We start from the raw sequence: 21,258 nt of genomic DNA, 5'->3' as shown, positions 1-21,258 counted from the left end.
GCCATGACACCGGCCGAACGCGTCGAGGCCGCCTACGACCGCATCGAGGCCGTCGGCCGGCCCGAGATCTGGATCGCCCTCAGGCCCCGCCACGAGGTGCTCGCCGAGGCCGCGGGGATCGATCCGGGGCTTCCGCTCGCCGGCCTGGTCGCAGCGGTCAAGGACAACATCGACGTCGCCGGACTGCCCACGACCGCCGGCGCCCCGTCGTACGCCTACCGGCCGGACGCCGACGCGCCCGCGGTGGCACGGCTGCGCGCGGCCGGCGCGCTGGTGCTCGGGAAGACCAACCTGGACCAGTTCGCCACCGGCCTGGTCGGCACCCGCAGTCCCCACGGTGCGGTGCGCAACGCCTGGGATCCGGCGCGCATTTCCGGCGGGTCGTCGTCCGGCTCCGCGGTCGCGGTCGCGCTGGGCATCGCCGACATCGCACTGGGCACCGACACGGCCGGCTCCGGGCGGGTGCCCGCCGCCCTCAACGGCGTCGTCGGGGTCAAGCCCACCAAGGGCCTGGTGCCCGTGACCGGGGTGGTGCCCGCCTGCTACACCCTCGACTGCGTGACCGTCTTCGCCCGCGACCTGCGACTCGCCCGCACCGCCGCGGAGATTGTCGAGGGCCCCGACCCGGCCGACCCGCTCTCCCGCACCGGCACCCAGCTGCCCCCGCCACCCGCACGCCCCAGAGTCGCCGTCCCGGCCGAGGAGCACCTGCGGGGAATGGCCGACGGCTGGCGCGAAGCCTTCGACACCGCGGTCGCCCGTCTGGCGGGCACCGGCGTGGAGATCGTGGAGGCCGATGTCGCTCCCCTCCTCGAAGCCGCCCAACTGCTGTACGGCGGAGCGTTCGTGGCCGAGCGCTACGCCGCCGTGGGCGAACACCTCGACAAGCACCACGACCTGATCGGTACGGACCTCGACCCCACCGTCGCCTCCATCGTGCTGGCCGGCCGGGAGAAGACCGCCGCCGACTGGGCCGCGGACACCGCCCGCCTCGCCGCCCTCGGTGCCGCCGCACGTACGGCCCTGGACGGCTGCGCGGCGCTCCTCACCCCGACGACCACCTGGCACCCGACCCTCGACGAGGTGGCGCAGGACCCGGTCGGTGCCAACGCCCGGATGGGCCGCTTCACCAACTTCGCCAACCTGCTGGACCACGCCTCGCTCGCCGTCCCCGCGGGATGCGTGGACGGCCTGCCGTTCGGCGTGATGTTCACGGGCCCGGCCTTCTCCGACCGTAGCCTGGCGGTTCTGGCCGCGCGGTTCGCCGATCCCGGGCTCGACCTGTTCGTGGTCGGCGCCCACCTCACCGGACAGCCCCTCAACGCCCAGCTGGTGCAAGCAGGCGGCACGCTCGTGGGCCCGGCCCGCACCGCCGCCCGCTACCGACTGCACGCCCTGGCCACCCAGCCACCCAAGCCGGGCCTGGTCCGAACCGCCGAGGGCCACCCGGGCACCTCAGGCGTCGAGGGCGAGATGTGGCGGCTGCCCGCGGCAGGCTTCGGCACGCTGACCGCCGCCGTTCCCGCGCCGATGGCCATCGGAACCGTCGAACTGGCCGACGGACGGCAGATCAGCGGCTTCCTCGTCGAGCCGTACGCCGTGGCGGACGCACCCGACATCACCCGCTTCGGAGGCTGGAGGGCCTACCTGGCCTCGACGTGACCGCAGACGGCACCGGTGCTGAACCCGGCACCGGCCGTTGGCCGAGGTGGCAGGATGGGATCATGACCAGGACGCGGCCCCGCCAAGGAAGACCCCGGCACACACCGCCGTCCGACCCCAACGCCTCCGGTCGGGAACAGATCCTCGACGCCGCCGGTGCGCTCTTCGTGGAACACGGGATCTCCGCCACCAGCACCCGCATGATCGCCGAACGGGTCGGTATCAGGCAGGCCTCGCTGTACTACCACTTCGCCACGAAGGACGAGATCCTCGCCGAGCTGCTGGCCACCTCGGTCCGGCCGAGCCTGGAGATGGTGGAGCGCATCCAGGCACTGGTGCCGGAGCGGGCGAGCGCGGCCGCGGCGCTCTACGCGGTGGCCGCGACGGACGTACGCACCCTGTCCCGCACCCCGTACAACATCGGCACGCTCTATCTCCTGCCGGAAGTGCTGACCGAGCGGTTCGACGTCTTCCGCGCCGACCGGGGCCAACTCCAGCAGAGCTACGGCGCGCTCGGCGCTGCGGCGGCGGCCGAGGGCGTCTCCGGGAGCATGCAGCCCGAGCGGATCGGGGAACTCCTGATCCAGCTGGTGGAGGTCGTCATCCAGATACGCCGTACCCGTGATCCCGATTCGGCGGACACGGACGTCATCGCGTCGTCGTGTCTGCGGCTGTGCGGGCTGGGCGAGCCGGCGGTGGCCGCCGCAAGGGACGAGGCACACGCCCTGCTGACCGGCCTGGCTTGACGAACACGTAACCCGGTGACACCGCCGGGGCCGGTCCGTCCCCGTGTCACGCTCGGCCAGCAGCCATCGCGACGAGCTCGTAGGACCGCAGTCGGTCCTTCAATGCGTGGACGGGCGTGACGAGCATCAACTCCTCAGCCCCCGTCGCCTCGACGATCTCGGTGAGGCGCTGGACGACGGCATCCGGAGTGCCGTGCGCCTGATGGGCGAGGAAGCCGGCCAGGGCCTGACGTTCCCGCTCGGTGAAGGGGTGTTCCGCGGCTTGGGCCGGCGTGGGAAAGGGAGTGTCGCCGCGGCCTTGGAGCAGGCCGGCCTTGATGACGTTCATCGGTCCGGCGAGCCGGTCCGCGTCCTGCTGCGTGGGGGCGCACACCGTCTCCACGCACACGAGTACACGCGGGCCGGCGCACCAGCGCGAGGGTCGGAAGCGGGCATGGTATTCCTCGATCGCGGCGGCGGTGTTGTCGGGTCGGATGTGGTGGGCGATCGCGACCGGCAGGCCGAGGTCCGCGGCGAGCGCGGCACCGGCGGCACTGGAGGCGAGCAGCCACGGTTCGGGCAGGTCGTCGAGCGCGACCTCGTCCACGAGGAACCGCAGTGTGGCCGCCACGTCGCCCCGGTACTCGTCGTCGGTGGTCGGCCCCGCTCCGCGTCGCAGGGCCCGCGCCGTCGGCTCGTCCAGTGTGCCGGGGCCCCGTCCGATGCCGAGGTCGATGCGTTCCGGGTGCAGCCCGGCAAGCGTGCCGAACTGCTCGGCCAGCATGATCGGACTGTGGTTGGGAGCGAGAACGCCCCCTGATCCCAACCGGATCGTCGACGTCGACGCGGCGGCGTGGGCGATCAGCACGACCGGCGGGAAGGCACCGATGGCAGGCGAATGATGGTGCTCGGCGTACCACAGCCGCCGGTAGCCCATGGTCTCGACCTGCTGGGCGAACGTGGTCGTGTCCCGCAGGGTGTCGGCAGCCCTGCTGCCGGCCTGAACCAGCGCGACTTCCAGCACGGAGAGCGGTACCGCCATCATGTGATCATCATGTCCCAACTCCCCGACGACCGTTGGGATTTCCAGCCATGCGTCGAGCGGGGAACACGCCCTACCCCCGCCGGACCCGCGCGGGCACAATGAGCGCTGCCCATCCCGTACGACATCAGCACCACGGCATGCAAGCCCGGCACGCCCGGTGACCAGTGGGGCGTGTCCGAAACCGACCGACCGTACTCGGGGAGATCCGGGATGACAGCACGCCGTACGACCAAGGGCCGCTCACAACTCATCGCGTACCTGCTGAGTTTGCTGGGGGCGGCCGCCCTCACGGTGTCCGGCACCAGCGCGACAGCGGCACCCGCCGCGGCTCCCGCGCCCGGCCTGGCTTCGGCCGTTGCCGGGCTGGGGATCGACGGGATGGCATGGACCGTGGACGAACGCAGCGGGAGGCTGCGAGTCCTCGCCGACTCGACCGTCTCGGACACCGAACTCGCCCGACTTCGGCGAGCGGCCGACCGGTTCGCCGGCGGACTCACCCTCGAACGGCTCGACGGCCGGCTGCGCACGCTCCTGTCCGGCGGCGACGGCATCCACGCCGGCGGCCGGCGCTGCACGGCGGGCGTCAACGTGCACAGCGGGTCCACGTACTACTTCGTCACCGCCGGACACTGCACCGAGGGACTGCCCACCTGGTACACCGGCGCCGCCATGGACACGGCCGTCGGCCCCACCACGGGCAGCAGCTTCCCCGGCAACGACTTCGGGGTCGTCCGTTACGCCAACCCGGCCGTGCCGCACCCCGGCACCGTCGGGACGGTCGACGTGACCGGGACCGCGTCCGCCTACGTCGGCCAACGGGTCTGCACCCGCGGTGCCACGACCGGAGTCCGCTGCGGCGTGGTCACCGCGTTGAACGCCACCGTGAACTACGGCGGCGGCGACATCGTCACCGGTCTGATCCAGACCAACATCTGCGCGGAACCGGGCGACAGCGGCGGTCCGCTCTACGCCGGTGACAAGGTCATCGGCATCCTCTCCGGCGGCTCCGGCAACTGCACCACGGGAGGAACCACCTACTACCAGCCGATCCAGGAAGCACTGAGCGCCTACGGCGTGTCGGTGTACTGACGACACACACGAACAGGCCTCTGCTGCGCGCCCACCGGCAAGGCACCTCGACTCGACGAACCAAAACTGACACCGTAAACCCTCGTGAAGGTGAACAAATACGGACAAACGGAAAGCTCGGTGCGCTGGAGGCTGGTGCTGGCCAGCGCCACCATGCTCTTCGTCGAGCTGGCGCTGATCAGATGGGCGGGCGCCAATGTCGTCCACCTCAGCTACTTCTCGAACTTCATCCTGCTGGGGTCGTTCCTCGGCATCGGCATCGGATTCCTGATCCCGGCCGCTCGCGGCCAGTGGCTCAAACGCTGGACACCCATCCCCCTGGCGCTTCTCGTCGTCTTCGTCCGCGCCTACCCCGTGCAGGTGCGCCAGAGCAGCAGTGAGGTCATCTACTTCACCGCCGTGAAGACCACCGGCCTGCCGCAGTGGGTGACGCTGCCCGCGATCTTCCTGCTGACCGCACTGATCATGGCGGGGATCGGCAAAATCACCGCCGACCTCTTCCGCCGGCTCGCCTCGCTCGATGCCTACCGTTACGACCTGCTCGGCAGCATCACCGGCTCGGTCTCCTTCGCCGTGCTGTCGTGGCTCCGCGCCCCCTCGGTGGTGTGGGGCGTACTCGCCGCGGTGGCCCTGCTGATCCTGGGCGGGCGCCGGAACACCCTGCTGTACGGCATCCCCCTCACCGCGATGACCGCCGCGCTGTTCCTGGAGACGACCACGGCCGGCATCACCTGGTCGCCCTACTACAAGATCCAGCTCGAAGCCTCGCCGGCCACCACCCGCACCTACTTCATCTCCGCCAACGGCGTCCCGCACCAGAGCACCGCGCCTCTGCCGGTCCTGCTGCGGGAGAACTCCCCCTATCGGCAGGCCTACGAGCAGACGCCCCGCAACCCGCACAAACGCGTCCTGGTCATCGGGGCAGGCAACGGCAACGACGTCGCCGTAGCGCTGGCGCACGGAGCCGAGCGTGTGGACGCCGTAGAGATCGATCCCCGTCTGCAGGAGATCGGCGCACAACTGCACCCCGCCAAGCCGTACGACGACCCCAGAGTGCACACGTACATCAATGACGGACGGGCATTCCTGGAACGCACGAACGCCAAGTACGACCTCATCGTCCTGGCCCTGCCGGACTCCCTGACACTCGTCTCCGGCGCGAGCAATCTGCGGCTGGAGAGCTACCTGTTCACCCGGCAGGCGTTCGAGGCGGCTCGCGACCATCTGAAGCCTGACGGCGCGTTCGCCATGTACAACTACTACCGCAAGAGCTGGTTGGTCGACCGTTTCGCCGGCGACCTCGACAGTCTCTACGGCCACGCACCCTGCATGACGACGTACAAGCGCAACGCGGCCGTGCTGGTGGCCGGCATGACCCCCGGCGACCAGTCCTGCAAGCAGATCTGGACGCCCAGCGGCCCGGTCCCCGCGGCCGCGACCGACGACCACCCCTTCCCGTATCTGCTGCACCGCACCGTCCCCACGATCTACCTGGGCGCGCTCGGCGCAATCCTGCTGGTGACGCTGCTTTCGGTGCGCATGGCCGGGGTTCGCATCCGAAGTACGCTGCGCTACACCGACATGTTCCTCCTGGGCGCGGCCTTCATGCTGCTCGAAACGAAGAACGTGATCGGCTTCGCCCTCTACTTCGGTACGACCTGGCTGGTCAACGCCCTCGTCTTCTTCGGCGTCCTGGTCTCCGTCCTCGCCGCGGTCGAGGTCAGACGCAGACTGCGACGGGTCAACCTGCTGCTCCTCCAGCTCCTGCTCTTCGGCTCACTGGCGGTCGCCTGGCTGGTCCCGGTGCAGTCCGTCCTCTCTCTGCCCTTCGCCGGTCGGCTCGCCGCAGCGATCGCGCTGGCCTTCGCGCCCATCTTCTGCGCCAACCTCATCTTCTCCGACCGGCTGGCACTGGCCCCCGACCCGACCTCCGCATTCGGCGCGAACCTGCTGGGCGCGCTGACCGGGGGCGCACTGGAGTACCTGGCCCTGGTGACGGGCTATCAGGCGCTGTTGCTGATCGTGGCCATGCTGTATCTCGGGGCATGCATCGCCATGCGCTTCACCGGACGAGGGCCTGGCACTGGGGCGACACCGGCGCCGAAGGAATCGGTGGCCGTCAAGACCTAGCGTCCGCGGCATGCGCCCTGTGCGGGTCCGCCGTTCAGGCTCTTGCCGGCACCCGGCTCGCCGCGGACACCTGCAAGGGCATGCACGGCACGGTGCCGTACAGCGTCCTGGAGCGGCGACACCCGCATCGCGAACAGGGCGCTGTCCACACGCGACTTCTGACGCCCTTCGACTGAGGGGCGTCAGGGACGGGACCAGTCGGCTTGTGGTGTGCCGTAGCTGAACCTGTATCCGGTGAAGTCGGCGACGCGGACGTACCCGAGGCGCTGGTAGAGGGCGTTGCTCGTGGGGTTGGCGGGGTCCGTGTAGAGGACGACGTCCGTCGCGCCCTCGGCCAGCGCGGCCCGGCTCACCTCGACCGTCACGGCGGCCGCGTAGCCGTGCCCCCGCAGGTGGGCCGGGGTGTAGACGGGGTCCACCCGGATCATGCCGGCGACGATCGAGGTCGTAGCGGCCATGGAAGCGGCGATGCCGCCCGGGGTGTCCCAGAACGTGAAGTGCCGGTCGCCGAAGCGCGAGTCGGCCCAGGAGCCCGCGTCGATCAAGTCGATCGACGGCTGCTCGCCGACGTCGACGCAGAACTCGCGGCACCAGCGCACGATGTGCTCATGGTCCTGCGCGCTCGCGACGCGCCCCGGCCCTCCGGATGCGGCCACGGCGGGGCGAGCGTGCCGAGTCGGTAGAGGTGAGTCCGCCAGAAGGGGGTCAGCGCTGCGCCCGTGTGCCGCTGCCATGTCTCGGCGAAGGCGGTGGCGGTGTCGTGGTCCGCGATGACGCCGCAGGGGCGGTGCCCGAGGCCGGCCAGATGAGCGGCGAGGGTACCGGTCCGCCCGGCGGAGAGAGGGGTGATGCTCAGGTATCCGCGGGGAGTGCGGTAGAAGACGGCGTGGGTCTCGCCTCCTGAGTCCAGTCGGCCGAGGACCGTGGCTTCGGCGCCCTCTCGGTCCGTTCCGCGTGTTCGCAGTTTCTCCAGGTCGGTGAGCGGCGTGTTGTGCAAGGCGGGTCGCGAACGCAGGAAGTCCCCGGCTCGGGCGAGGAAGTCGTGAACGTCGTTCGTGAGGTGCCAGTCATCCCGGAGCATGATTCATGGTCCCGGACTCAGCCCGGGGGCGGAACACTGCCCTCGCCGTCGCCGGCGGCAGCACGCGGACCGCCGCATGAGTGTCGCGGACCACCCCCGGCGGACCTCACCGCCGAGCGGAACGTGCTGCTCCCGCTGCGCCTCACCGCCCGGGGGGCGTGGTGGGACTGGGCCCGCTGGCGGTGACGCTGCCGGCCACAGCGGCGTTGCGGCGCCGAGGCCTTCCAAGACGCCCGATTGCCCCTGACGCGCCCCTGCGCTGCCTCCTCGACACCGCCCACAAGCAGTACCGATTCCTTGACGGGTGGATTTTCTGATGATTCCATCACTGCTGAAGAAAGATTCAGTTTGAGCTCGTGCCGGGACACTCTGGAGGACTTCGCAATGTCACAGCACGCAACCGCGTACACCTACACAACGCCCCCGCCCCGGGTCCGCACGGGCCTGGAAGAAGCGGTGGACAGACTGTCGCGCGTGGACCAACTCGTGGCTGAGCTGCCTGAAACACCGCCCCGTGCTCCGGAAGCGGACGGCGACCAGGAGCGCCTGGGCGAGGTCACCGTCACGCACCGGTTCGTCGACGCCCCCGGCGACGGCGAAACCGTGCGCTGGCACTACGTGGAGGGCGGCCCCCTCGACGCACCTGTCGTCGTGTTCCTCCACGGCGTACCCGACTCGTGGTGGCAGTGGCACTACGCCATCGAGGCCCTCGGCTCCGACTTCCGCTGCCTGGCCATCGATCTGAAGGGCTACGGCCAGTCGGAGAAGGGCACCGGCGACTTCCGTCAGGAGGGAGTCGCCATCCAGCTGGAAGCGCTACTGGACCACCTTCGGATCGAGAGGTTCAGCCTGGTCACGCACGACAGGGGAACACCGGTCGGCGACCACCTCGCGGCACGCATGGGGAACCGTGTCATCCGCTACGGCCGAGGGCAGCAACACCTCTGGCATCTCCATCCCGACCTCCACCCGCAGCAGGACATGTTCACCTCGCCCGAGGCACCGGCCGTGCTGGCCGATGCCCGCCGCGTCGTCGTCACCGCGTACTCCGTGCTCGGCGAACGCGAAGTGAAGGTGTCGGACCTCGTGCGAACCGTGCAGGAGTTCAGCTACGACGGCATCAACACCGCCGTCCCCCGCTACTTCAACTCATCATCGTTCCGCCAGGAATGGATCGATCGGCGCACCCGGCTCATCTCTCAGTGGAAATGCCCCGTCCTGCTGCTCCAGGGCGCCAACGACCCCCTCCAGCCCCGTGAGTTCTACACCGACCCCGACGTGGTGGCGAAGCTCCCGGAAGGCAGTGGTGTGCACCTCTTCGATTCCGGCCACTTCTGGCCCTTCGAAGCCCCCGAAGAAATGGCCGCCGTGCTTCGGGACTTCCTCAATTGACTTTCGCTCCAACGCCCTGCGAAGGAGGCCGGCCGGCCCTCCGCCGTCGCGGTGGCCGGTCCGGGTGCCGGAGCGGTTGGACGCCCGCCCCGGCACCGGCCCGTCACTCCTCGTCGCGCAGCCGGGCCGCCAACGACGTCAGCGCCTCGGCCTCCTCCGTGTGGCCCAAGGCCGTCAAGCGGTCGATCGCCGCGTCGAGGCGGGTGAGGGCAGGGGCGGGGCGTTCCAGATAGAGGCCCTCCACGGCACCGGCGAGGCGGACGCACTCGGCCCATTCGCCGGCGTCGCCGTCCCGGTCCGGCTCGCCGAGCAGAGCGAGGGCCTTGTCCAGGGCGACGAGGGCGTCCTCGTAATCGCCTGCGTAGGCCGCCACCCGTCCGTGCTCGTAGGCCAGGGCCGTGTCCAGGGAGCGGCCGTGCGTCTCGTACTCGGCGGTGCGGGCCTCGTCCGCGATTCGGCCGGCGTCCGTGAGGAAAGCGCGGGCGTCGTCCAGGCCGTGCCGGCCTTGCTGTTGGGCCTGGAGGCGGGCGAGTTCGCGCAGGCTGTTGCTGAGGTGCTCGTAGCGCGGGGCCCTGGCGTGGGCGGCGAGGGCCTGGTCCGCGACCTCGCGGGCCCGGTCGAACTCGCCGGACTCGCCGAGGAGTACGGCCGTCTCCGCGGCGATCATCGCGTGGCTGCCCGGGTCGTCGTCCCAGCCGGCCGACTCTGCGGCGAGGGCGACGAACTCCGCAGTGGCCGCCTTGAGGTCCTCGCCCGCGTGCAGCGCGCGGGCGCGGGTCAGTCGCAGTTGGGCGACCAGTCGGTCGTCCAGGTCGCCGGCGGCCATGTCCGCTTCCGCCAGCAGCGAGTCGAGCAGGGCTATGCAGTCCTCGACCCGCCCCAGGTCGAGGCTGAGCTGAGCCGCGTTGCTGTAGGTGCAGTACGCGTCCGTACGGCTGCCGCGGCGGAGTTCCAGTTCCGCCGAGCGGGTCAGGTGGCGCAGGGCCTCGTCGGGGCGGCCCAGGTGCATGACGGCTTCGGCCAGGTCGCCGTGCAGGCGGGCGGTGTCGACCGCGTCGGCGGGCCAGTCGGCGGCAAGGCGCAGGCCCTCGGCCAGGTCCGCGTGCGCGGCCTGCGCGTCGCGGAGGCCGAGTTGGAGCCGGCCGCGCAGACCGAGCGTGCGGGGCAGGTGCCAGGCGGGGCCGTCCGTCCTCAGCCGGTCCAGGAGGGCGTCGATCTCGGTGACCGCGGTGGGCAGGTCGCCGGAGAGGGCGTGGGTGCTGGTCCGCAGCAGCAGCGCTCCCGAGACCTGTACGGCGATGTCGTGCTCGGTGGCGAACGCGAGCAGCTTGTCGATCTCGGCTTGAACCGGACCGGCGTGCTCCGCGCTCCTCGACGTCTGGAGGCGCAGGCCGAGGGCGGTGGCCCTGAGGCGCAAAAGACGGGCCTCCTGGGACGGGGTGAGGCCGCGGGTCTCCTCATGCAGGCGGACCATGGACGCGTGGGCGGTGGTCAGCGCGGCGACCTTCGCGGCGGCGTCGGTGCCCTTCGCGGCGCCTTCCGCGGGTGCGTCGCTGCCCTCAGCGACCTGTTCGGCCGGTGCGTCGACGCCCTCGGCAGACTGCACTGCCCACGCGTCCGCGCCCTCCCCGGCGTTCCCGACCAGCGCTTCAGCACCCTCCACGGCGCCCGCCGCGGGTGCGTCGCTGCCCTCAGCGACCTGTTCGGCCAATGCGTCGACGCCCTCGGCAGACTGCACTGCCCGCGCATCGGCGCCCTCCCCGGCATTCCCGACCAGCGCTTCAGCGCCCTCCGCGGCGTTCCCAGCCGCTGCCTCGGCGCCCTCCTCGGCATTCTCGGCCATCGCCAGGAGCGCGCAGGCCCGGGAGACCGCCGCGTGCCCCGCCTCCCCGGCGTCGTCGTACAGAGCCGCGGCCTCCTCGTGGAGGTCGGCGGCGACCGTGAACTCGTCCTTGTCGCCCGCCCGGCTCGCCTCCTCGGCCAGCAGGTCCGCGCGCAGCCGCACGAGCGGGCCGACGGCCGGGTCGTCGGGGTGGGTGTAGTCGGGGGCGGTGACGAGTGTGCGCAGGCGCGCCCAGCAGGCCTGTGCGTCCGGGTGACCCTGCTCGTCCAGGGTCCTTGCGTGGATGATCAGTTCGGGGAGCGCGTCGGGGACGGCGGCGGCCGTGCGGGAGGTGGGCGCGGTCGCCGGGACGGCAGCGGCCGGAGCCACGTCGTCGAGGGCTCGGGCGCGCAGCGTCAGTTCCAGTGTGTCCACGAGCGGCGCGCGTTCGAGGCGGGCCCGGCGGTGGTCGGCGTGGGCCGTGGTGCCGTTGCGGGCGTCGAAGCGCGCGGCCAGGTCATCGGCGCGACTGCGTACTTCGGCTCGCAGGTCGGCCACCGTCCAGGTACGGCCGGCGAAACCGGCGGCGGGCAGTGCGCCGTGGCCGACGCTCTCGACGCGCTGGAGGAGGACCTCCACTCCGGTGAGGAAGCCGAGCCGGTCGAGCGGCGAGCCGACCTCGTCGAACAGGTTCCGGTTCTCGGCGAGCAGTTCCAGGCCGCGGGCCTCGTTGCCGGTCAGCGCGCAGAACTCCAGGTGCCGGCCGACCTCCTGGGACATGGAGGGGTTGCGGCGGCAGCCGCGGTAGCCGGCGAGGTGCAGTTCGCGGGCCCGGTCGGTGCGGCCGGTGCGCAGCAGGGGCAGCAGCGCGTACGACACCGAACGGGCCGGCTCCTCCTGGCAGGACTCCTTGCCGGCCAGTACGGGCTCCCACACCCTCAGCGCCCGCTCGTCGTCGCCCTCCATGAGGTGGTACAGGGCGCGATCGCAGATCTCGCAGGCCTCGCAGTCGCTGAGCTGGGTGCGGGTGCGGCTCGCCCACAGCTCGTAGGCGAGGTTGGTGCCCTCGCCCAGGTGGGCGGCGAGCTGGTACGCCTGCCCGTAGTACGGCTGGAGACCGAGGCCGGCCTTCTCGTACCGGTCCCGCATCTCCGTCAGCCACTGGCGCAGTCCGCTCAGCGGTACCTCGGGCAGCTGGCGCAGGGCGTGGCCCACCCACTTGAAACGCCAGAACAGCAGGTGGCGCAGTCGGTCGTCGAAGACGTCGGGCTGCTCGTCGAAGAGATTGAGCAGGCGGGCGAAGACGACGGGCGACTTCCGGGGTTCGGAGCCGTACGTGTACGCCTCCTGGAGTTCGAGCAGGGCGTGGACCAGCGGGCCGGGCTCGTCGAACTGCTCGGCGGCGTCGACGAGTTCCTCGGCGGTGACGGTACGGGTGCGGCCGTAGGGGCGCCGGTCGTTCTCCTGGAGCGCCTGGTACAGCTCGTCGGTGTTCTGGGGTGCGGTCGGCATCGTCAGCTGTCCTTGCGGAGGGCGTGGGCGAGAAGGTCGAGGAAGGAGCGGTTGATCAGGCTCGACTCGGCGGGCCTGAGGGGGCGTCGGGAGAGCATCACGGCCTGCCCGTAGAGGGCTTCGGCGCTGGTGCGGGCCAGCTCGGGCTCGTCGATGGTGACGGCGGTGCGGACCAGTGGGTTGAGCTGGTTGAGGATCAGCTGGGCGCGCGGTGCCTCCTGGCGCAGGGCGCCGAGGATGTCGCCCCACAGGCCGCCCTCCTGCTCGCGGGCGAGCCGGGAGCGGGTGCGCTCGTGCCGGGCCTCGCGGCTGTCGACGAGGAGGGCGGGGGCGGAGGCGGGCTGGAAGGTGCGCAGGGCGACGTCGCAGTCGAAGAGGGCGAGCGCGTCACGGGCCTGCGCCAGGTAGAGCGCGGCGGCCAGTTCCGTCTCGCGGTCGACCGGGTCGAGGTGGGCGGTGAGGGTCGCCGGGTCCAGGTCGGCGACCGTGACCTCCGGCCTGATCTCGGGCGTCCTGTGGACCAGTTCACGGTCGTAGGTGTAGCCGCCGTTGACGACTCCGAGTCCGGCGGCCGAGGCGATCGCCGCGACCTGCCGGAACTCCTCGACGCTGGACGTCACGAGCACGGTGCGGTGGGTGCGCGCGAACTCGTCGAGGGTGGTGTGCCCGTCGGTGGTCTCGAACGGCAGCCAGGGCAGCAGCATCCGCAGGATCTCGTCGTCGTGCACCGCGAGCGACTTGACGGCCAGGTGGTGGGTCTGGAGGAAGCGGCCGAGCAGCTCCGGGTCGCTGGCGGCGGCACGTGCGATCCACTCGCGCAGCCGCTCGGCGAGGGCGTCACGGACGGCGGCGAGGGTGTCGTCCTCGTAGAGGGACTCACGGGACGCCGTCGGGCGCAGGCTCTCCGCGTCGACGACGCAGCGCACGAAGAACGCCCAGTCCGGCAGGATCTCCTCGGCCTGCTCGGACAGCAGCATGCCCTTGACGTGCACACGGTGGCCGTGGCGGCGTCCGGCGGGCACCGCTTCGGGCAGCACGCAGGCGATGCCCTTCAGACCGACGGCCGGCAGGTCCAGTTCGATGGTGTCGAGCGGGGTGAACCCGAAGACCTCCTCGCCGTACGCCGCCAGCGCGCGGGAGCGGGCTCCCGGAGTGGGGAAACTGCGCGCCCAGGGCGCCGGCTCGGGATTGACGGGCGCGCCCGGGCCGCCCGAGCCGTCCTCGAAGGTGACCGGGTGACGCAGGAGCGAGCCGAAGTGCCGGGCCAGTGCGTGCACCTCCTGCGGGCGGGTCCATTCGCCCGCGTCGGCTCGCGGCGTCAGGGTGACGGTGGTGCCCGGTCGGGGACGGGCGGAGGCGGGCAGGGTACGGACGGTGTAGCTGCCGTCGCCGCGCCCCCGCCACTCCACGGCGGGCGCGTCGGGGGTGCGGGCGGAGCGGCTGAGGACGTGGATCTCGTCGGCGACCAGGAAGCAGGACAGCAGGCCGATCCCGAACTGGCCGATGAAGTCGGCGCGTTGTTCGGCGATGCGCTCCGCCCGCTTGCTGCTGCGGCCGATCGTGGCGAGGAAGGTGTGTACGTCGGCCTCGGTGAGACCGACGCCGTCGTCCTCGACGCGTACGACCTTGCCGTCGGCGTACAGGCGGATGCCGAAGTTGCCGTGCGGCTCGACGGCGTGCCGTGCGGTGAGGGCGTCGACCGCGTTCTGCAGGAGTTCGCGCAGGTAGACGCGAGGGCTGGAGTAGAGGTGATGGGAGAGGAGGTCCACCAGGCCGCGGAGGTCGACCTGGAAGGTGCGGTCGGTGGCGGCGTGGTCGGCGGAGGTGTCGCGCAAGGGCATGGGGCAGTCCGGGGTGAAGGGAACGGCAGGGGTGGGCGGTGGTCCGTGGGACCGGCCGAGGACGGGCGGTGACGGTGTGACCGGGAAGCCGACGTGGCGGGGTGGCCGGTGCGGCCGGTAGCCGATGGCCAGTGCGACCGGTGGCCGGTGGCCGGTGCGACCGATAGCCGGATGGCCAGTGCGACCGGTAGCCGGTAGCCGGTGCGACCGGTGGCCGGATGGCCAGTGCGACCCGTGGCCGGTGCGAACGGGTGGTTCAGAAGGCCTTGCGGAAGCGCGCGTACGCCTTCTCCGGCTCCGCCATGAAGGTCCACGGCCACTCGGTGATCACACCGTCCAGCTCGCGGAAGACATTGGAGGCCTTGCTGCTGCCCGCCAGCGAGAGGGCCATGGCGAAGATGTTGTAGTCACCCTGCCAGCCCAGGCGGCGCTCGTAGGCGTGGTGCAGGATGCTGCGCTCCGCGGCCTCCCTCAGCTCGGTCCGGATGCGCGGCTGCTGGAGGCAGTCGCGGTCGTCGGACTCCACCCACTCCTCGATATGTGCCATGGCGACGACACAGCCGAGCCGGTGCCCGTCGGGCGCGGCGGCGAAGGCCTTCTGGGCGAACTCCAGGGCCTGGCCCGGCTCTCCGCCCCAACGCGGCTGGAGGTGCGACACCCACTCCAGGTGGAGGTCCAGGTTCAGCGGATCACGGCGCAGACCGGCGGCGAGCCGGGCCTCCTGGACGCTGTCGTCGACGGACATGCCGCGTCCCGAGGTGAGCAGGTGCCGCCACGGCGTGACCCAGTCGGGCCGCAGCTCGGCGGCTTCGAGCAGGTGCTCCTCGGCGATGCGCAGCCGCTCGTAGAACGTCTGCCACTGCTCCCGGCTGACGTCCACGGCACGGGCGGACGTACGCGCCTCCCAGCCCCAGGAGACATGGCGCGCACCCGATATGAGCAGGGCGGTCGCCCGGAGTTCCTCGTCGCCCCTGTCCTCCTCGGCAGCCCGGCCGATCCACTCCTCCACACCGTCCACAACGGCCAGTTGCCCGAGGACCGCCTGCTCGTGGCCGAGGTCGAAGGGGGCCAGCGCCGCCTTGACCGCCTGCCAGTCACCCACGTCGGCGGCCTCGACCAACGCAAGTACCCGTGTGTCCCCCAGCGCGCGCAGCGCGTACGTCCCGTGCTTCTGCTTGCGCGCGGGAAGGACATGCGGATCCCCCGCCGGTCTCTCCGCGTCCCTACCGAACAGCTTGCCGAACATGCCGCGCCCTCCCCTGGGTCCCGCGTGATCATCTGGGGCAGCATAAACGGCACCACTGACACCGCTTCCACAGGGTTTTCACCCGAGTTCCACGGTCTGGGCGCAGCCGCCCTCGCGCTTTCCCGGTCACGACGAGGAGCGGCCGCATCCCTCCAGCGCTCGCAGCGCCTCCTCGGCCACCGCACGGGTCCGCGCCTGCGAGGCGTTCGCGGCGAGGTCGGTGAGCCGGGCGTGCAACCGCTGCTCGTCCCGCGGCAGCACGCCAGTGGTGACCACCCAGTGGGCCAGGCCTCGGCGGCGTGGTGACGGACCGTCTCGTCCGGGTCGTCCAGGGCGCGTACGGAGCGCGCCAGGTCGTGCCTCGTGTCCTCGTCGGTGGCGTTGTGCGTGTCGAGAAGCGACAGCGCGGCGGCACGGACATCGGCCGAAGGGGTCCGGTCCACGGTCCGCCGGAGCCCCGGGAGTGCCTCCCTCAGACCGATGAGCGCGTTGTGCGTCTGCCAGACCGTGGTCGGGTCCGGCGGCGAGGTGGGCCACCAGCGCCCGAGCCACGGAATGACGCTCCCACCGGCGCAGCCCCTCGGCAACCAGGAAGAAGGCGATCTGCCGCTGCGATCCCATGAACTCCCCGATGCGTCAGACCTGCGAGCGGGGCGGAGGTTGCAGCGGGGCGGAGGTTGCAGCGGGGCGCCGTCGGCTGAAAGGGATGCGGTTGCCGCGTTCAGTTCGGCGGGACGGGGAAGAGCATGCAGCTGCTGGTGGCGTGGGCCAGCAACCGGTCCTCGGAGTCGAGCAGTTCGGCTTGCGCCAGGGCGGTGCGGCGGCCGTGGTTGAGGACGGTGCCCACGGCCCGGACCTTGCCGGTGTCGACGGTGATCGGGCGCAGGAACTTCACGTTCAGGTCGAGCGAGGTGTATCCCATGCCGGCCGGAAGCACGGACTGCACGGCACAGCCGGCGGCCGAGTCCAGGAGCGTGGCGTAGACGCCGCCGTGGACGCTGCCGATGGGGTTGTAGTGCTCCTCCCCCGGCGCCAGGGCGAACACGGCGTGACCGAACTCGACCTGGTCCAGGGTGAATCCCAGGGTCGCGGCGATGGGCGGGGCGGGCAGACGTCCGCTCAGCACCTTGCGCAGGAAGTCGAGGCCGCTTTCCTGGCCGACGTCGGCCGCGGAGATGCCCGGATCCTGCCACTCGTACGTGCGTGACCTCGTCATACGTCCGTTCCTCCCCGTCCGGATTTCGCCCATCTGGCTTCGATAATCGAAGTTAGCTGCGCGAGGAGCTGGCTGTCAATGGCGAAGCCAGCCTACGATGGCGTCATGACGTGGCTGGAGACGAGCACGGAGAACTGCACGGTGCAGCGCACCCTCGATCTGATCGGCGAGAAGTGGTCGCTGCTGGTGTTGCGTGACGCCATGAACGGCGTGCGCCGCTTCGACGACTTCCGCAGGCATGTGGGGCTGTCGGAGGCGGTACTGGCGGACCGGCTGCGCAAGCTGGTCGCCGCCGGGGTCCTGGAGACCGTGCCCTACCGGGAGGCGGGCCACCGCACCCGGCACGAGTACCGGCTCACCGGCAAGGGCTGGGACCTGTGGCCGGTGATGATCGCCCTGAAGCAGTGGGGGGACCGGTACACGGCGGACGCCGAGGGGCCGCCGCTGGAGGTCCTCCACCGTGACTGCGGTGCACCCGTCGAGGCTGTGGTCGTCTGCACCGGCGATCACGAGCCGCTCACCCCGCGGCAGGCCTACACACGGCCTGGTTCCGCGGCGCACGCCTTGTGACTGGACGGCTGTGAAAGCCGTTCGGCTTCTGGCGTGGCCGTCCTGATGCCGGGGCCGCGTCGCCCGTAGCGATGGCGCTCGATCGGCTTTTGGGCGCGGTCGCCGTACCGGGCAGGTATCGGGGCTGGTCGGCCGTGTCGGTCGCCCGTCAGGGCTGTCGGTCCGAGGTAGGCGGCTCGTCGGCGGGGCTCGGCACCTTTCGAGGACGGCCTGCCGGAACACACCGGTCGGCCCGATCCCGAAGGAGCGACCATGCATACTCCCGTCACGATCATCGGCGCCGGACTCGACGGCCTCACCCTGGCCCGCGTCCTGCACGTCCACGGAAGCCCGGCCACGGTCCACGAGGCCGATGCCCTGGGCGAGGCGCGTCACGAGGTGGCCCCGCGGGTCTCGCGGACCGGGCGGACGGGGAACGTCGGCGCGCGGAGGCGTCCACGCACCTACGGGTGGTAGAGAGCCCGGGCACGCGCCGCGTCGACAGGCTCCCCCTCCCCGAGACTCAGGAAGTGCCGCACCTGCCACGCCTGCGAGTTGCCCGCTTGACGACTGGTCGTGGTCACCCACGGCGGGTACACACGGAAACCTCGCTTGCCGCCGGAACCGTTGCGGGACATGACGCCGCGCCGGCGCAACTCCTCGCGCGGAAAGACGAACTGTCCGAAGTGGCCGCTGCCGCGGCTGCTGACGATGACGAGATCGACCCCGTCCTCGGCGTCGAAGGGCCGGATCGGGCCTTGTTCGGATCGCTGCCACACGGTGACGAACTGGCCGGCCTTCGTCGGGGTGGTCCTGGCCACGCGGAACCTGACCGACAGGCCGTCGAGCGTGAACGCGTGCGCCGCGTACTCGGCGCTCTCCGGTTCGGGCACCGGCTGCGAGCAGGCGAAGCCCATCGGGTCGTACACCGATGTCTTCGCCGCGAGCAGGTCTCCATGAAGCCCTGACCAGGACTGATTCGCCACCATCCAGACATCGTGCCATCACGTTCGTCGCGTCCCTGCCCGGGGTCACTCCGCCGTCTCGCAGTAGGAAGCGCACACGGTCCCGGAGTGGACCGAGATCTGATGGCGAATGCAGTGCCCGCCGGATTCCCGGCAAGTACGGGGCTCCCCACGGCGGCATGGCACTGCAGTTCGAACAGGGGGCGGCAGCATGGGCGCGGGCGGGCTCGACGATCGGCTCAGATCGGCGGTTCGGGCAGGGGACGCCGAGGCGGTGCGGGATCTGCTGGACAAGGGCGCGGATCCGGACGCGCCGGACGCGGACGGGCTGCCGGTGCTGTGCCTGGCGGTAGCGGCGTACGACGAGCCGGTCGCCGAGGCGTTGGTGGAGGGCGGCTCGGATCCCGATCTGCCGCTGCCGGACGGAACCACGCCGCTGTGGCGAGCCGTCGAGGGTGGTTCCGCGGCCGTCTGCTCGGCGGTGCTGGGCAAGGAACCGCGCCTGCGGCTTCCGGAGCCCGAATGTGAACGGCTGCTCTCCTGCGCACGGAGTTGGTACGAGAGGGGCGCGGCCGAGGAACTGCGGCGCAGGACCGGCACGACAGGTCCGGCCACGACGATCCGCGTACTGCCGAGGCGATCGAGCGGGTGGGGCCGCTCGGCCCAGGCTTCGAGCACGACCATCGCGCCGACGGGCTGTGGCGGTGGGAACGGCGGAAGGCGAACCCGGACGGCGGGTGACGACTGGACGGCCGTAATTCGGTGGAACGGCGCCACCGGGCGCCGTTACCGTGCTGCCGACCCGAGTAGTCCAGGCAAGGACGTGCCGTTGTACACCGTGTGAGACCTCCCGAGAGCTGATCTGTCGCGCGTCGCGCATCTGCGCCGCGCTGATTTTTGCTGCGGACTTCTCACTGAAACCGGTGTACCTCTGTGCTCAACATCTGGGTGGTCATGCCCACCTGCCTTCCGCTCGTCGTCCGGCGCTGCCATTCGTGCGCGTCCGAGCGTTTCCTGGCGAACGGCAAATTCCGCGTCAACGCCCACCACAAGCTCCTGGACGCCTGGCTCCTCGTGCTCTGCGCCTCTTGCGGGGACACGGCGAAGCTCACGGTCCTGGAGCGCATGAACGTGCGTTCCATACCGTCCGGACTGCTGGACCGGATGCACGACAACGACCCCGGTCTGGCAGCCGAGCTGCTCCAGGATCCGGCACTGCAGCGCCGCAATCGCGTCGCCCTCGACTGGGACGGCGCCTGGCGTCTCGACACCGGCGGTTCGGATCACCTGGACCGTGAGGTGATCGACGTCTCGGTCCGCTTCGCTGCGAAGATTCCGGTCCGGCCGGTGCGGCTCATCGCCGAAGGCTGCGGTCTTTCACGGGCCGAGGTCGAGCGACTGAATTCGGAAGGGAAGCTCGTCTCGGCGGTCCGGCTGAGCGGCAGGCTTGCCGGCGACTTCACCTTCACGCTCAAACGCTGAGCCCTCCGGGGACGCGCAGGGCCCCCCGAGCGGGACGATCTTGGCTGATGTCCGCTGCACCTGGCTTGATCGAAGTTCGGCGAAATCGCCTCGGCGGATTCGCCCTGCCCGGGGGCCCATGCCCGAGAGGCCATGCCCGGGAGCCCATGCCCGGGAGCCCATGCCCGGGGGCATTCCCTTGACCCGGCGAGCAGCGCGTCGATCGCGCTGAAGTCGGTCATCGCACTCCCCCGTCGACGATCGCGGGAGGAGCGGTGCCGGCCGGGCGGCCGGAGGCGCGACGGCGTTCTGCGGCAGCGCTTCCGTCGCCCTCGTCGGGCCCGCCGGTTGAAGTGAACCTCCGAGGCGCATCCCGCCCCTGGCCATCCCTTGGCCTGCCGACGTCACTGCCGGTTGCACAAAGGAACGCTCAACCTGCCGACCGACCCGAGTGATGAGTTTTCGCGCCCCCGCCCGTCACACCTACGACGGGACACGACGAGGCGGAAGGATGACGTGATGAGTGCGGACATGCGGCTGGAGGAGCTGGGTGTGAGCGGGCTGGGTGACGTCGACGAATCGGCGTTCTCGGAGCTGGCCGAGCGGCACCGGCGGGAGCTGCACGTGCACTGCTACCGGATGCTCGGGTCGTTCGAGGACGCCGAGGACACCGTGCAGGAGACGTTCCTCCGTGCCTGGCGCCGACGGGAGACCTTCGAGGGGCGGTCGACCTTCCGTGCCTGGCTGTACGGGATCGCCACCCACGCCTGCCTGGATCTGCTTGCCAAGCGCCGTCCTGAGCCCGCGACCGGCGGCGAGGTGCTCTGGCTGCAGCCCTACCCGGACCGGCTGCTCGACGAGCTGCCCGCCGGCGACGCGGACGAGCCGGAGGCCGTCGCCGTCGCTCGGGAGACGATCGAGCTGGCGTACCTGATCGCCGTCCAGCACCTCGCACCGCGCCCGCGGGCCGTGCTGATCCTGCGGGACGTGCTCGGCTGGCCGGCGAAGGACGTCGCGAAGCTCCTCGGCGACTCCGTCAACTCCGTGAACAGCGCTCTGCAGCGGGCTCGCGCCGGCATGCGGGAGCACCTGCCCGCCGAGCGGCAGGACTGGACCGGCGGCGAACAGGACGCCGGAACGCGCGAGCTGGTGCGCCGCTATACCGACGCCAGCGTGGCCACGGACATCCCGGTGCTCGCCTCGATGTTGCGGGACGACATCCGGTGCTCGATGCCGCCCACGCCCGGCCTGTACGTCGGCCGCGACGCGGTGGTGAGCGACTGGATCGAGAGCGGTTTCGAGGGCATGAAGGGCCTGCGCGGCCTCCAGACGTCCGTCAACCGGCAGCCCGCCGTCGCCTTCTACATCTGGCAGAAGCAGGAAGGCGCGTACTTGCCGCTGACGATCGACGTCCTACGCGTCACCGACGGGGCGATCGCCGAGATCGTCACCTTCCACGACGACCAGTTCCCGCGACTCGGGCTGCCGGAGCGTCTGCCTGCGGACGGCACGGTGTAGTCCC

The 21,258-nt window shown here is 71.1% G+C and carries 16 protein-coding genes and 2 pseudogenes; 10 read left to right on the top strand and 8 right to left on the bottom strand.

Going from position 1 to position 21,258, the window contains the following annotated elements:
* Nucleotides 1-3: 3 nt before the first annotated feature.
* Entirely contained in the window at nt 4-1,662 is a 1,659-nt protein-coding gene (locus AC3ETA_RS32520) for an allophanate hydrolase (protein ID WP_432196544.1), read from the top strand.
* Between the two features lie 62 nt (nt 1,663-1,724).
* On the top strand, nt 1,725-2,408 hold the full coding sequence (locus tag AC3ETA_RS32515; protein WP_432196481.1) for a TetR/AcrR family transcriptional regulator: 684 nt from the start codon (nt 1,725-1,727) through the stop codon (nt 2,406-2,408).
* A gap of 46 nt (nt 2,409-2,454) precedes the next feature.
* On the opposite strand, the gene AC3ETA_RS32510 is transcribed toward AC3ETA_RS32515, so the two are convergent.
* A complete protein-coding gene (locus AC3ETA_RS32510; protein WP_432196480.1) occupies nt 2,455-3,432 on the bottom strand; it encodes an MsnO8 family LLM class oxidoreductase in 978 nt (325 codons plus the stop codon).
* A 210-nt stretch (nt 3,433-3,642) separates the two neighbouring features.
* On the opposite strand from AC3ETA_RS32510, the gene AC3ETA_RS32505 reads away from it, so the two are divergent.
* Both AC3ETA_RS32505 and AC3ETA_RS32500 read left to right on the top strand, forming a co-directional pair.
* Entirely contained in the window at nt 3,643-4,521 is an 879-nt protein-coding gene (locus AC3ETA_RS32505) for a S1 family peptidase (protein ID WP_432196479.1), read from the top strand.
* Nucleotides 4,522-4,641: 120 nt separating this feature from the next.
* The gene (locus tag AC3ETA_RS32500) at nt 4,642-6,651 is read left to right on the top strand and encodes a spermine/spermidine synthase domain-containing protein (RefSeq protein WP_432196478.1); all 2,010 of its coding nucleotides are present in this window, start codon (nt 4,642-4,644) and stop codon (nt 6,649-6,651) included.
* Between the two features lie 182 nt (nt 6,652-6,833).
* Here the strand turns inward: AC3ETA_RS32500 and AC3ETA_RS32495 are convergent.
* Nucleotides 6,834-7,732, bottom strand: a pseudogene (locus AC3ETA_RS32495) (GNAT family N-acetyltransferase).
* A gap of 384 nt (nt 7,733-8,116) precedes the next feature.
* Here AC3ETA_RS32495 and AC3ETA_RS32490 point away from each other — a divergent pair.
* Entirely contained in the window at nt 8,117-9,124 is a 1,008-nt protein-coding gene (locus AC3ETA_RS32490; protein WP_432196477.1) for an alpha/beta fold hydrolase, read from the top strand.
* 103 nt (nt 9,125-9,227) lie between these two features.
* Here the strand turns inward: AC3ETA_RS32490 and AC3ETA_RS32485 are convergent, their stop codons facing one another.
* The 5 genes from AC3ETA_RS32485 to AC3ETA_RS32465 form a co-directional block, all read right to left on the bottom strand.
* Nucleotides 9,228-12,458 (bottom strand): hypothetical protein, encoded by a 3,231-nt coding sequence (locus AC3ETA_RS32485; protein WP_432196476.1) that lies wholly within the window; start codon nt 12,456-12,458, stop codon nt 9,228-9,230.
* A 2-nt stretch (nt 12,459-12,460) separates the two neighbouring features.
* Nucleotides 12,461-14,299 (bottom strand): HSP90 family protein, encoded by a 1,839-nt coding sequence (locus tag AC3ETA_RS32480; RefSeq protein WP_432196475.1) that lies wholly within the window; start codon nt 14,297-14,299, stop codon nt 12,461-12,463.
* Between the two features lie 256 nt (nt 14,300-14,555).
* Entirely contained in the window at nt 14,556-15,545 is a 990-nt protein-coding gene (locus AC3ETA_RS32475; RefSeq protein WP_432196474.1) for a hypothetical protein, read from the bottom strand.
* 126 nt (nt 15,546-15,671) lie between these two features.
* Nucleotides 15,672-15,821: a hypothetical protein gene (locus tag AC3ETA_RS32470; RefSeq protein ID WP_432196473.1), complete on the bottom strand. Its 150-nt coding sequence runs from the start codon at nt 15,819-15,821 to the stop codon at nt 15,672-15,674.
* Nucleotides 15,822-16,266: 445 nt separating this feature from the next.
* On the bottom strand, nt 16,267-16,761 hold the full coding sequence (locus AC3ETA_RS32465) for a PaaI family thioesterase (RefSeq protein WP_432196472.1): 495 nt from the start codon (nt 16,759-16,761) through the stop codon (nt 16,267-16,269).
* 105 nt (nt 16,762-16,866) lie between these two features.
* Between AC3ETA_RS32465 and AC3ETA_RS32460 the strand changes: the two genes are divergently transcribed.
* Complete coding sequence (locus AC3ETA_RS32460) at nt 16,867-17,331, top strand: winged helix-turn-helix transcriptional regulator (protein ID WP_432196471.1); 465 nt, start codon at nt 16,867-16,869, stop codon at nt 17,329-17,331.
* Between the two features lie 252 nt (nt 17,332-17,583).
* Nucleotides 17,584-17,703 (top strand): annotated as a pseudogene (locus AC3ETA_RS32455) (FAD-dependent monooxygenase); the annotation flags it as partial.
* 71 nt (nt 17,704-17,774) lie between these two features.
* Here the strand turns inward: AC3ETA_RS32455 and AC3ETA_RS32450 are convergent.
* On the bottom strand, nt 17,775-18,299 hold the full coding sequence (locus AC3ETA_RS32450; RefSeq protein WP_432196470.1) for a MepB family protein: 525 nt from the start codon (nt 18,297-18,299) through the stop codon (nt 17,775-17,777).
* A gap of 187 nt (nt 18,300-18,486) precedes the next feature.
* Here AC3ETA_RS32450 and AC3ETA_RS32445 point away from each other — a divergent pair, with 187 nt between their 5' ends.
* The 3 genes from AC3ETA_RS32445 (at nt 18,487) to AC3ETA_RS32435 (ending at nt 21,254) form a co-directional block, all read left to right on the top strand.
* Entirely contained in the window at nt 18,487-19,119 is a 633-nt protein-coding gene (locus tag AC3ETA_RS32445) for an ankyrin repeat domain-containing protein (RefSeq protein WP_432196469.1), read from the top strand.
* A gap of 110 nt (nt 19,120-19,229) precedes the next feature.
* Complete coding sequence (locus AC3ETA_RS32440; protein ID WP_432196468.1) at nt 19,230-19,757, top strand: DUF1062 domain-containing protein; 528 nt, start codon at nt 19,230-19,232, stop codon at nt 19,755-19,757.
* 498 nt (nt 19,758-20,255) lie between these two features.
* Entirely contained in the window at nt 20,256-21,254 is a 999-nt protein-coding gene (locus tag AC3ETA_RS32435; protein WP_432196467.1) for an RNA polymerase subunit sigma-70, read from the top strand.
* The last annotated feature ends 4 nt before the right edge of the window (nt 21,255-21,258 follow it).

The organism is Streptomyces sp. bgisy027 (genome assembly GCF_057710365.1).
This window is presented reverse-complemented; position numbering and strand designations above follow the sequence as displayed.